Annotated in this window: 10 protein-coding genes; 7 read left to right on the forward strand and 3 right to left on the reverse strand. The window is 75.1% G+C overall.

Annotation, left to right across the window (positions count from 1 at the left end; all coding sequences use genetic code 11):
• Window positions 1-705 (forward strand): phage tail tip lysozyme (locus ACI78V_RS12165; RefSeq protein WP_456851160.1); only part of this gene is annotated, 705 nt, incomplete at its 5' end.
• 36 nt (window positions 706-741) lie between these two features.
• On the opposite strand, the gene ACI78V_RS12170 is transcribed toward ACI78V_RS12165, so the two are convergent.
• Window positions 742-1569: a hypothetical protein gene (locus ACI78V_RS12170; protein ID WP_456851161.1), complete on the reverse strand. Its 828-nt coding sequence runs from the start codon at window positions 1567-1569 to the stop codon at window positions 742-744.
• Between the two features lie 221 nt (window positions 1570-1790).
• On the opposite strand from ACI78V_RS12170, the gene ACI78V_RS12175 reads away from it, so the two are divergent.
• Together ACI78V_RS12175 and ACI78V_RS12180 are read left to right on the forward strand one after the other, a co-directional pair.
• Window positions 1791-2966: an acyl-CoA dehydrogenase family protein gene (locus tag ACI78V_RS12175; protein WP_456851162.1), complete on the forward strand. Its 1176-nt coding sequence runs from the start codon at window positions 1791-1793 to the stop codon at window positions 2964-2966.
• 7 nt (window positions 2967-2973) lie between these two features.
• Window positions 2974-4125: an acyl-CoA dehydrogenase family protein gene (locus ACI78V_RS12180; RefSeq protein ID WP_456851163.1), complete on the forward strand. Its 1152-nt coding sequence runs from the start codon at window positions 2974-2976 to the stop codon at window positions 4123-4125.
• 80 nt (window positions 4126-4205) lie between these two features.
• Here the strand turns inward: ACI78V_RS12180 and ACI78V_RS12185 are convergent, their stop codons facing one another.
• Entirely contained in the window at window positions 4206-5060 is an 855-nt protein-coding gene (locus ACI78V_RS12185; RefSeq protein WP_456851164.1) for an HDOD domain-containing protein, read from the reverse strand.
• Window positions 5060-7123: a putative bifunctional diguanylate cyclase/phosphodiesterase gene (locus tag ACI78V_RS12190; RefSeq protein WP_456851165.1), complete on the reverse strand. Its 2064-nt coding sequence runs from the start codon at window positions 7121-7123 to the stop codon at window positions 5060-5062. The genes ACI78V_RS12185 and ACI78V_RS12190 overlap by 1 nt, the downstream gene beginning before the upstream one ends.
• A gap of 243 nt (window positions 7124-7366) precedes the next feature.
• On the opposite strand from ACI78V_RS12190, the gene ACI78V_RS12195 reads away from it, so the two are divergent.
• From ACI78V_RS12195 to ACI78V_RS12210, 4 genes are read left to right on the forward strand one after another with little or no spacing between them, the layout of a single operon-like run.
• The gene (locus ACI78V_RS12195) at window positions 7367-8938 is read left to right on the forward strand and encodes a Re/Si-specific NAD(P)(+) transhydrogenase subunit alpha (protein WP_456851166.1); all 1572 of its coding nucleotides are present in this window, start codon (window positions 7367-7369) and stop codon (window positions 8936-8938) included.
• Window positions 8935-10341: a Re/Si-specific NAD(P)(+) transhydrogenase subunit beta gene (pntB, locus tag ACI78V_RS12200; protein WP_456851167.1), complete on the forward strand. Its 1407-nt coding sequence runs from the start codon at window positions 8935-8937 to the stop codon at window positions 10339-10341. Before ACI78V_RS12195 ends, pntB begins: the two co-directional genes overlap by 4 nt.
• A gap of 46 nt (window positions 10342-10387) precedes the next feature.
• Window positions 10388-11260 carry an MEDS domain-containing protein gene (locus ACI78V_RS12205; RefSeq protein WP_456851168.1) on the forward strand — a complete coding sequence of 291 codons (873 nt, stop codon included), beginning with the start codon at window positions 10388-10390 and terminating at the stop codon, window positions 11258-11260.
• Window positions 11257-12213 carry an anti-sigma factor RsbA family regulatory protein gene (locus ACI78V_RS12210; protein ID WP_456851169.1) on the forward strand — a complete coding sequence of 319 codons (957 nt, stop codon included), beginning with the start codon at window positions 11257-11259 and terminating at the stop codon, window positions 12211-12213. Before ACI78V_RS12205 ends, ACI78V_RS12210 begins: the two co-directional genes overlap by 4 nt.
• Window positions 12214-12247: the final 34 nt, after the last annotated feature.

Consider the following 12247-nt stretch of genomic DNA (forward strand, 5'->3'; position numbering starts at 1 on the left):
GCCGCCGCCCTCACCGGGCGGCCCCCCGGGCCCGGCCCGACCCCCACCCCCCCGGCGCCGGTGCCCACACCTCCGGTCCCGGGCCCGGGACCGGACTGGAGCCAGGTGCCCGCGGAACAGCGCATGCGCTACGTCATGGGGCTGCTCGTGCAGCGCTACGGCTACCCGGTCAACGGCGCCGCGGGCATCGTCGGCAACCTCTGGGCGGAGTCGGGCATCATCCCCAGCCGGCTGGAGGGCAGCCGGCCCGAGACGCCGATGCGGGCACCCGACGTGCACGGGAGGCTCGTCGACTTCACCCCCGACGACGTCGTCGACCGCGGGCCCGGCCGCGGCCCGAGGCTGCCCGGCGTGGGACTGGCGCAGTGGACCTGGCGGCCGCGCCGCGAGGGGTTGTTCCGGCACGCGTTCGGCGGCCGCGTGCTCGGGGGCGCGATCCTGTTCGACATGGACGCCCAGGTCGACTACCTGGTCCACGAGCTGCAGCGCAGCTACCCCGGCGTGGACGCGGTGCTCCGGCGTCCGGACGTCACCGTGGACGACGCCTGTGACGAGGTGCTGTACCGCTTCGAGACGCCCGGCAGCGTCCTCGGACCGGACCGCGCGCTGCTCCCCCGGTCACACCCGCAGGTGCAGCGGGTCTTCGCCGAGCGCCGTCGGTACGCCCACCGGGCGCTGGCGGCGTACCGGGCGACCTCCGGGTGAGACGCCACCACCGGCGGCGTCGGCGGCCGGCCGGGGTCAACGGCCGGCGTCCAGGAGGGTGAGGACGGCGTCGGCGGTGCCCGGCGCCAGCGGCAGGTGCGGCAGGACGCCGCCCAGCTCGTCGGGCTCCAGCCCCTCGGCCAGGAGGGCGCCCAGCAGCCGGTCGGCGTCCCCCGGTGCCACCGGCTCGCTCAGCCGCGCCTCGGCCAGCGCCGCGCGGGCCAGGAACACCGCACCCGAGGCGGCCGGGTCCTCCGTGGCCGGCGCCGGCGCCGGGTCGGCCGCGCCCCGGGTGAGCGCCTCAGCGGCACGGACCAGCGACAACGGCAGCCCCTCGGCCTCGACGTCCAGCAGGGGGACGTCGGCCAGCGCGGCGAGCACGAGGTGCTCGGCCTCGGTGCGCAGCGGCGCCTCCCACTCCCCCGCGCGGACGACGCCGGCCGGGTCGCGGCCGTCCTCCCCCAGGTCGTCGAGCAGTTCGGCCCACTCGGCGTGGCGGGTGGCCCGGGCCCGCTCGACGGCGATCACGCAGGTGGCCAGCACGAACGGCTCGATGACCTCGCGGTCGAAGCGGTCGGCGTAGAGCACGCCGTCGGCGTCCACGGCGTTGAGCGCGTCGCGGAAGCTGCCGGGGCGGGCGTCGCCGAGGTCGAGGCGGCCGTCCTCCTCGCCGCTGAGCGGCTGGCCCCGGGCCACCCGGTCGGCGTTGGTGCCGCCGGTCTCCACCAGCCGGCCCCGCCGCCGTTCGTGGTGCGGGCGGTCGGAGATCCCGACGCTCCAGGCGCAGGCCTCGGCGATCAGCGCGGGCACCCGCTCCCGCAGCACCTCACGCGTCAGCTGACCCATCCAGTCGACGTCGAACACACCCCCGAGCGTCCCCCGCGGCGGCCCCCGACGCTCGCGCGGGTGACCGTGTGTGCGGGTCACGGGGAACCCGGGACCTGCCCGTCCGCGCCTGTCGAGCGCGGGCGCCGACGCGCCGCCGCCCCGGGACTACCGGCCAGTAGCAAGTGTGGGATCGTCGGGATCCCCACCTGCGAGACGGCGGCCACACCAGGGGTGGCCGTCGTCAGGAGAGAGGTCCGATGCGGTTGCAGCTGTCCCCGGAACTGGAGGCCTTCCGGGAGGAGATGCGGACGTTCTTCACCACCCGGGTGCCGCAGGAGATCCGCGACACCGTCGCGGCCCGGCGGCACGTGTCGAAGGAGCACTACGTCCGGACCCAGCGCGTCCTCAACGCCGCCGGGCTCGCCGTGCCGCACTGGCCGGTGGAGTGGGGCGGCCGGGACTGGACGCCGCTGCAGCGCCACATCTGGCGTGAGGAGATGCAGCTGGCCAACGTGCCGGAGCCGCTCGCCTTCAACACCAGCATGATCGGCCCGGTCATCGCGGCCTTCGGCAACCAGGAGCAGAAGGAGCGGTTCCTGGCCAGGACGGCCAACCTCGACATCTGGTGGTGCCAGGGCTTCTCCGAGCCCGACGCCGGCTCCGACCTCGCCTCGCTGCGCACCACCGCGGTACGCGACGGCGACGACTGGGTGGTCAACGGTCAGAAGACCTGGACGACGCTCGGGCAGCACGCCGACTGGATCTTCTGCCTCGTCCGCACCGACCCGACCGCGGAGAAGCGGCAGCGCGGCATCTCGATGCTGGTCTTCCCCATGGACTCCCCCGGGGTCACCCTGCGGCCGATCGAGCTCCTCGACGGCAGCTTCGAGGTCAACGAGGTCTTCTTCGAGGACGTCCGGGTGCCGGCGGAGAACCTCATCGGCGAGGAGAACCGCGGCTGGGACTACGCCAAGTTCCTCCTCGGCAACGAGCGGGTGGGCATCGCCCGCGTCGGCGCCACCAAGCGGCTGCTGGCCCAGGCCAAGGAGTACGCGCAGGCGATCACCGTCGACGGCCGCCCGCTGGCCGAGGACCCCCGCACCGCCGGACGCATCGCCGAGGTGGAGAACGAGCTGCTGGCCCTCGAGCTGACCGCGTTGCGGGTGGTGGCCAACTCCGCCGACGGCCGGCCGCACCCGGCGTCCTCGGTGCTGAAGCTGCGGGGCTCGGAGCTGCAGCAGGCCGCCACCGAGCTGATCGTCGACATCGCCGGCCCGCTCTCGGTGGCCTCGTTCGCCGACGGGGGCTCCGAGGTCCCCGACTGGGCACGGGTGGCCACGCCCGAGTACCTGAACTACCGCAAGGTCTCCATCTACGGAGGCTCCAACGAGGTGCAGCGCACCATCATCGCCGGCACGATCCTGGGGTTGTGAGGTAGCCGTGGACTTCGACTACGACAGCGAGCAGAACGACCTCCGGGAGGCCGTGCGCGGCCTGCTGGAGCGGGCCTACGGCGACAGCGAGCAGCGCCGGAAGGTCGTCGCGCAGGACCCGGGCTTCGACGAGAAGACCTGGGCGCGCCTGGCGGAGATGGGCCTGCTCGGCCTGCCCTTCGCCGAGGAGGACGGCGGCATGGGCGCCGGCCCGGTCGAGGTGGCGATCGTCGCCGAGGAGGTGGGCCGCGTGCTCGCGCCCGAGCCCTTCGTCGAGGCCGTCGTCCTCGCCGGCGGCGTGGTGGCCGCGGTCGGCACCGGCGCCCAGCGCGCGGCGGTGCTCGGCCCGCTGTCCGAGGGCACCAGCGTGCCGGCGTTCGCCCACGCCGAGCCGGGGACGCGCTGGAGCCCGTCGGCGTCCGCGGTCACCGCGACGCAGGACGGCGGCACGTGGCGGCTGACCGGCGTCAAGGAGCCGGTGCCGAACGGCGCGCGGGCCGACGTCCTCGTCGTCTCCGCGGTGGTCGACGGGGGCACGGCGCTGTTCCTCGTCCGGGGCGGTGCCGAGGGCCTGACCCGCACCGGGTACCGCACCCACGACGGCGGCCGCGCCGCCCACGTGCGGTTCGACGGCACCCCGGCCGAGCTGCTCGGCGAGGGCACGGCGGACCGCACCGCCGAGGTCGAGAGGGCGCTGGCCGTGGCCCGCATCGCCTACAGCCACGAGGCGATCGGCGCCATGGAGACCGCGCTGCGGACCACCGCCGAGTACCTCAAGACCCGCAAGCAGTTCGGGGTGACGCTGAGCAAGTTCCAGGCGCTCACCTTCCGGGCGGCCGACATGTACATCGCCCTGGAGCTGGCCCGCAGCACCGCGCTGTGGGCCTCGATGGTCGTCGACGCCGGCGGGGACGTCGTCTCCGCCGCCGACCGCGCCCGGCTGCAGACCAGCCGCGCCGGCCGGCACATCGGCAAGGAGGCCATCCAGCTGCACGGCGGCATCGGCGTGACCGCGGAGTACAAGGTCGGGCACTACACCAGCCGGCTCACCGCGATCGACCACCTCCTCGGTGACGGCGACTGGGCCCTGGGGCGGCTGGCCTCCGGTGTCACGGCCTACGAGACCGTCGACCCCCTGGGCGCGCCCTACACCTCCTGAGGCAGGCCCGGCACGGCGGCGGCCGGCGTCCCCCCGAGGGGCGCCGGCCGCCGCCGTCCGGGTCCCGGGAGCGGGGACGGTCAGTCGAGCACCGCCAGGCGCAGCTCCTCGGCCTCGGCACGCACCCGGTCCATGACCGGCGGGACGGCGTCCTCCCGGAGCACGCCCTGGGTGAGCTGCTCGACCGGCACCGCCTCGTGGTCCTCGACGGTGAGCCGGGAGGCCAGCTCCAGGGCGGAGCGCAGCAGCCCGGCGGCGGCGTTGGTCAGGTCGTCGACGGCGACCAGCGGCGCCACCATGCTGTGCGCGAACCCCCACTGCTCGAGGGCGACCGCCGTCAGCCGGTAGGCGTGGATGCCGTACCGGCGGATCTCCGCGGCGCGGCGGCCGGTGCCGGTCGGCTCGGCCGCGGAGAGCTCGAGGTAGCCCTCCGGGTCGTTGTGGTGCAGCAGCGCCATGCCCAGCGGGGCGAGCAGCCCGAGGCACAGCGCGTCCTGCGCGCGTTCGCCGAATCGGGGCGCCAGGGTGGCGGCGGCGAGGGCGACGCTGGTGCTGGTCCGCCAGAAGTCCTCGGGCAGGCGCGACTCGTCGTCGAGGTCGGTGAGGGCGACGGTGGCCATGGTGCGCACCGTGGTGAACCCGATGACCGTGACCGCGAACTGCAGGGAGGTCACCCGGCCGCGCATGCCGAAGTAGGCGGAGTTGGCCAGCTTCATCACGCGGCCGGCCAGGGCCACGTCCGCGGCGAGGACCTGCGCCAGCGCCTTGGCGTCGGTGTCGTCGGAGTTGGCCACCGACACGATCTGCGCCGCGACCGGCTTCTGCGCGGCCATGGTGTCGATGCTGGCGAGCACGCGCTCGAGGTCGAAGGTCGGCGCGGAGGCCAGGTTGGCGGGCACGTCGGCTCCCGGTCGGGCGAGGGGGACGGGGGTCATCAGGCGGAGCGCGCGGCGAACCACGCCGCGGTGCGACCACCGGTCATGGGCTGGGCCAGGCTGAAGCCCTGCAGGTAGGCGGCTCCGAGGCCGGCCAGCTGCTCGGCCTGCTCGGCGGTCTCCACGCCCTCGGCGACGGTGGTCAGACCCAGGTTCTTGGCCAGCGCGATGACCGCCGAGGCGATCTCGGTGTGCCCGTGCGCGAGCTCGGCGACGAAGGAGCGGTCGACCTTGAGGCAGTCGACCGGCAGGTGCCGCAGGTAGGCCAGCGACGAGTACCCGGTGCCGAAGTCGTCGATGGCCAGCTGGACACCGAGGTCGCGGAGCTGGGTGAGGACCTCCCGCGCCGAGGAGGGGTCCTTCATCAGGGCCGACTCGGTGATCTCGATCGTCAGCCGCGAGGGGTGCAGCCGGTGCCGCTCCAGCGCGGCGACGACCTGGGGGTGGAGGTTGGCGTCCAGCTGCAGCGCCGAGACGTTGACGTTGGCCCGCTGCGGTGCGGCGTCCCCCAGCAGCCGGTCCCACTCGGCGAGCTGGCGGCAGGTCTCGTCGAGCACCAGCAGGCCCAGCGGGCCGATCAGGCCGCTCTCCTCGGCCAGGGCGACGAAGGTCGCCGGGCTGATCGCGCCCCGTTCGGCGTGCTCCCAGCGAGCCAGGGACTCCACCGCGGTCGCGGTGCCGTCGACGGTGCTGAAGATCGGCTGGTAGAGCAGCGTGATGTCGCGGTGCTCGATGGCCGTGCGCAGCTCGGCGACCAGCCGCAGCTTGTCGCGGGCCTCGGCGCGGGCCTGCTGGTCCAGCACGGTGATCCGGCCCTTGCCGCCGGCCTTGGCCTGGTACATCGCGATGTCGCAGTCGCGGATGAGCTCCTCCGCGGCGGTGTGCTCGTCGGTCTGCACGGTGACGCCGACGCTGGCGTGCGGGCGGACGTCGACCCCGCCCAGCCGCACCGGCTCGGCCAGCGCCGCCCCGATCCGCTCGGCCAGGGTGACCGCGTCGGCCTCGTCCACGCCCTCGCACACGACGACGAACTCGTCGCCTCCGAAGCGGGCCACCAGGTCGCCGGGGCGCACCGTCGAGCGCAGCCGCCCGGCGATCTCGACCAGCAGCTCGTCGCCGGCCGCGTGGCCCAGGGAGTCGTTGACGACCTTGAAGTCGTCCAGGTCGAGGAAAAGGCAGGCCAGCCCGCCACCGCCGGGGGTGAACCGCTGGGCCACGTGCGCGGCGAGCAGGGTCCGGTTGGGCAGGCCGGTCAGCGGGTCGTGGTTGGCCTGGTGGGCCAGCCGCGCCTCGAACGCCAGCCGGTCGGTGATGTCCTCGATGGTGGCGACGAAGCCCGCGCCCACGCCGGGGGTGAACAGGTGGGCGAAGCGGATGACCGTCGTCCGTTCGGTGCCGTCCTCGCGCACCAGCCTGGCCTGCGCCTCGCCGTCCCCGCCGCCGAGGACGACGACGACCTGCTCGATGACGCCGTCGAGGTCCTCGGGGTGGACGGTGGCCATCCAGCCGGTGCCCAGCAGCTGCTCGGCCTGCAGGCCGACGAGGCCGCAGAAGGCGTCGTTGACGTGCGCCAGGCGCATGCCCTGCTCCGACAGCAGGGTCGGGACCGGCGACCGCTCGGTCAGGGTGGCGAAGCGCTGCTCGTGGGCATCGGCGGTCGCGCGCAGCGCGCGCTCGTGCTGGTTGGTGGCCGGCACCAGCCGCAGCGTCCACATCCGGCCCGACGGCGAGGGCGTGCACAGCACCACGACGTCGACCAGCGCCCCGCTGGCGGTCCGGACCGGCAGGCTCATCCGCGCGGTGCGCTCCCGGCGCAGCAGCAGCTTGACCTCCCCGCCGCGCAGCGTGGGCACCAGCGCGGCGACGGGGAGCGTGCGCACGTCCTCCAGGCCGTAGCCCAGGAGCTGGGTCGCGCCCTCGTTGCACCAGGTGATCCGGGCGGTGCCCCCGACCAGCTCGGCCACCAGCAGGACGAGGGTGTCGCTGACCGCGGCGCCGTAGAAGACGGAGGAGACGATCTCCGGTGGCACCAGCGGCTCGGCAGGCACGGTCGGCGCTGACACGCTCCCCCCAACGTGGTCTGGACCGGCTGGGCGCCGGTGCGTGATCCGGACGTCCCGGCTCACGGACGAGTACGGCAGCCGGCTGCGGCGTCTGCACGCGAGCGGCGCCGGGCTCACCCGCACGGGGGAGACCGGGCCCGGGCGGGAGGTGGCGGTTTCCGCGGCGCGGCGGCCGGGGCGCGCCGGCGGCCGTCCGGGCGGCATGATCGGCCACGGCTGCGCCCCCGTCAGGAAGGAGCGGACGTGCTCATCGGAGTGCCCCGGGAGACCCGCCCCGGCGAGACACGGGTGGCCGCCACGCCCGCCACGGTGCGCCAGCTGATCGGCCTCGGTTACGCGGTGGTGGTGGAGCGCGGGGCCGGCCGGGCCAGCAGCTCCCCCGACGCCGCGTACGCCGGCGCCGGCGCCCGGCTCGGGACGGCGGCCGAGGCGTGGGCCGCCGACGTCGTCCTGCACGTCGCGAAGCCGACGCCCACGGAGGTCGGCCTGCTGCGCGACGGGGCGGTGCTGGTGAGCACCCTGTCCCCCGCCCTGGACCCCGAGCTCGTGCAGGCCCTCGCCGCCCGACCGGTCACCGCGCTGGCGATGGACGCCGTCCCCCGCATCTCCCGCGCCCAGTCGCTAGACGTGCTCAGCTCGATGGCCAACATCGCCGGCTACCGGGCGGTGATCGAGGCCGCGCACGTGTTCGGCCGGTCCTTCACCGGTCAGGTCACCGCCGCCGGCAAGGTGCCGCCGGCCAAGGTCCTGGTGGTCGGCGCCGGGGTGGCCGGGCTGGCCGCGATCGGGACGGCGAGCAGCCTGGGCGCGGTCGTGCGGGCCACCGACGTCCGCCCCGAGGTCGCCGAGCAGATCGCCTCCCTCGGCGGGGAGTACGTGGGCGTGCCGGCCGACGAGCAGCAGGCCGGCGGCACCGGGTACGCGAGCGTGACCAGCGAGGACTACGACCGCCGGGCCGCCGTCATGTACGCCGAGCAGACCCGGGACGTCGACATCGTCATCACCACCGCGCTGATCCCCGGCCGGGCCGCACCCCGGCTGGTCACCGAGGAGATGGTGGCCGGCATGCGCCCGGGCAGTGTCATCGTGGACATGGCCGCCGCGCAGGGCGGGAACGTGGCCGGGACGGTGCCCGACCAGGTGGTGACCACCCCGGGCGGGGTGTCGATCATCGGCTACACCGACCTGCCGGGCCGGCTGCCGGGCCAGGCCTCGCAGCTGTTCGGCACCAACCTGGTGAACCTGGTGAAGCTCCTGACACCGGGCAGGGACGGGCAGCTGGTGCTCGACCTCGACGACGTCGTCCAGCGGGCGATGACCGTCGTCCGGGACGGCGAGGTGCTGTGGCCGCCCCCGCCGGTGGCGGTGTCGGCGGGCGGGTCGGGGGGCGGTCCGGCGACGCCGGCCCCACGGCCCGCCGTCGCGCCGCCGGCGCAGCGGCGCCCGCTGTCGCCGGTCCGCACGGCCGCGCTGGTGGGGACGGCGGCGGCGCTGCTGTTCGTGCTCACCGCGTTCTCGCCGAGCCAGCTGATCGGCAACCTCACGGTGTTCGCGCTGGCCATCGTGGTCGGCTTCTACGTGATCGGGAACGTGCACCACGCGCTGCACACGCCCCTGATGAGCGTCACCAACGCCATCTCCGGGATCATCGTCGTCGGTGCCCTGCTGCAGCTGGGCCACACGAGCACGCTGGTCACCGTGCTGGCGTTCGTGGCGGTGCTGGTCGCCTCGATCAACGTCTTCGGCGGGTTCGCCGTGACCCGCCGCATGCTCGGCATGTTCACCGCCGGCTCCCCCACCCGGACCCGGTCGTGACCGCGGCGTCGGCGGCCGCGGCGGCCTACATCGTCGCGGGGCTGCTGTTCGTCCTCAGCCTGGCCGGGCTGTCCCGGCACGAGACGGCGCGGACGGGCAACGCGTACGGGATCGCCGGCATGGCGATCGCGCTGGTGGCCACCGTCGGGCTGGCCGCCCGCAGCATCTCCGCGGCCGCGGTGGCCGCGATCGTCGTCGCGATGCTGATCGGGGCGGGGATCGGGCTGTGGCGGGCCCGCCGGGTGGCGATGACCGGCATGCCGGAGCTGATCGCCGTCCTGCACAGCTTCGTCGGCCTGGCCGCGGTGCTCGTCGGCTGGAACGGCTACCTGTCGGTGGAGGCCGCGGGCGAGGCGCAGACCGAGGTACCGGCGGACCTGCTCGGCATCCACTCGGCCGAGGTGGCGATCGGGGTGTTCGTCGGCGCGGTGACCTTCACCGGCTCGATCGTCGCCTTCCTCAAGCTCTCCGCCCGCATCAGGAGCAACCCGCTCATGCTGCCGGGCCGCAACTGGCTCAACCTCGGCGCGCTGGTCGCCTTCCTCGCCCTCACCGTCACGTTCGTGGTCACGCCGAGCCTGGGCGTCCTGGCCGCCGTCACCGTGCTCGCCCTCGCCCTGGGGTGGCACCTGGTCGCCTCGATCGGCGGCGGCGACATGCCGGTGGTCGTGTCGATGCTCAACAGCTACTCGGGCTGGGCCGCGGCGGCGTCGGGCTTCCTGCTGGACAACGACCTGCTGATCATCACCGGCGCGCTGGTCGGCTCCTCCGGCGCCTATCTCAGCTACATCATGTGCCGGGCCATGAACCGCTCGTTCCTGTCGGTCATCGCCGGTGGCTTCGGCAACGAGGGCGCCACCGCGGCGGCGTCCGAGGACGGCGTGCACACCGAGATCACCGCGGAGGAGGCCGCCGAGCTGCTGCGGACGGCGGAGTCGGTGGTCATCACCCCGGGCTACGGCATGGCGGTGGCGCACGCCCAGGGCCCGGTCGCCGAGCTCACCCGCAAGCTCACCGAGGCCGGCGTCCAGGTGCGGTTCGGCATCCACCCGGTGGCCGGCCGGCTGCCCGGGCACATGAACGTGCTGCTGGCCGAGGCGAAGGTGCCCTACGACATCGTCCTGGAGATGGACGAGATCAACGACGACCTCGCGAAGACCTCCGTCGTCCTGGTCATCGGCGCGAACGACACCGTCAACCCCGCGGCCCTGGAGGACCCCGGCAGCCCCATCGCCGGCATGCCGGTGCTGGCGGTGTGGGAGGCCGAGCACGTCATCGTCTTCAAGCGGTCGATGAACACCGGCTACGCCGGCGTCCAGAACCCGCTGTTCTTCCGCGAGAACACCCGGATGCTGTTCGGCGACGCCCGCGAGCGGGTCGAGGACATCCTGAAGTGCCTCTGACCTGCGAAGCTGTCGGCCGAGGGCACCCGCCACCTACGGTGGGCCCATGCGCCGCCAGGGAGAGGTGACCCAGCCGGTACCCGTCGGCCAGGCCGACCACCTCTGCTGGGTCTACGACGACCCGGACTCCCTGCGCGATGTCGCCGGCCGCTTCCTGGCCGGCGGGCTCGCCCGCGGTGAGCGACTGGTCTTCGTGGGCGCCGACGACGACGTCGAACGGCTGCGCCGGGAACCCGGCCCGCTGGGACCGGTCGCCGACCTCGTCGCCGGCGGCGCGCTGCTGCTGCTCCCGCTGGGCCGGGCCTACGACGGCGGCGCCGGCTTCGCCCCCGAGCAGCAGTACGACTTCTACGACACCCTCACCCGGCGCTCGCTGGCCGACGGGTACACCGGGCTCCGGGTGGTCGCCGAGCTCACCCCGCTGGCCGCCTCCCCCGGCCGGCGTGCCGACCTCGTCCGGTGGGAGCACCTGGCCGACGACTTCATGGCCGCCGGCTCCGGGATGTCCGCGCTGTGCGCCTACCGGCGGGACGCGCTCCCGCCGGAGGTCCTCGCCGACGTCGCCGCCGTCCACCCGCAGGTGCACGCCCCGGCCGGCCCGGGCGCCGACGTCCTGGCGCCGTTCCGGGTGTACCTGGACGGCGGCCGGGTGACCGTGGCCGGCAGCGTGGACGCCTTCGGCGCCGACCGGCTCCGGCGCGTGCTGGCCACCTCGCCGGCCGGCGCGGCCGTGCTCGACCTCACCCGGCTGGAGTTCGCCGACGCGGCCGGGACCCGGGCGATCGCCGCGTGGGCCCAGGACCGGCTCGCCGCCGGCCGGGACGCCGCGATCGTCGGTACCTCCCCGCTGTTCGCCCGCGTGTGGCGGCTGCTGGGCTACGACCGGATCACCCCGGTCTCCGCGCGGGGCCGCGCGTGAGCGCACCCGTCCTCGGTGCGACGGGCTCGCCCGCACCGGGCTTCTCGCACGAGACGTTCGCCTACCGCGGCGACGCCGAGTTCACCGGCGGCGTCGCCGCCTTCGTCCGGGAGGGCCTCGCCCGCGACGAGGCGGTCGTGGTCGCCGAGCCCCCGCACCGGCTGGCGCAGTTGCGCGCCGCGCTGGGCGAGGAGGCGGCCGCCGTCGACTTCCTCGACATGGGCGATATCGGGCGCAACCCCGGCCGGATCATCAGCGTGTGGGCCGAGGTCCTCCGCCGGCACCACAGCGCCGGGCGCACCCTGCGCGGGGTCGGCGAGCCCGCCTACCCGGGCCGCAGCCCCGCCGAGCTGGTCGAGTGCGAGCTGCACGAGCTGCTGCTCAACGACGCCTTCGACGGCGGCCCCGCCTGGCGGCTGCTGTGCCCGTACGACCAGCAGGGCCTCCCGGCGGCGGTGTGCGAGCGGGCGCTGCGCACCCACCCGTACCGCACCGGTGCGGACGGCGTCGTCCCCACCGGGGGCGTGAGCGGGCCGACGGCGGCCGAGCTCCTGGCCGGCGCGCTGCCGCCACCGGGCGACGTCGTCCTCCGCGGGGAGTTCGGCGCCGCCGACCTGCCGGCCGTGCGGCGCACCGTCGCCCAGTACGCCCGCACCAGCGGACTGCCCGCCGACCGCGTGGAGGCGCTGGAGCTGGCGGCCTCCGAGCTGGCGACCAACAGCGTCCGCCACGGCGGCGGCACCGGGGTGCTGGCGATGTGGAGCGAGCCCGGCGCCACCGTGGTCGAGTTCTCCGACGCCGGGCAGCTGACCGACCCGCTGGTCGGCCGCCGGCTGCCCGATCCCCGGCGCCTGGGCGGGCACGGCGTCCACCTGGTCCACCAGCTGTGCGACCTGGTCCAGGTGCGCTCCTCCCCCGCCGGGACGACGGTCCGCGTCACCACCTGGCGCTGACCCCTCCCGGAGGGGGTGCGGCGGTTGCGCGGCC

This window comes from Geodermatophilus sp. SYSU D00742, from assembly GCF_054049935.1.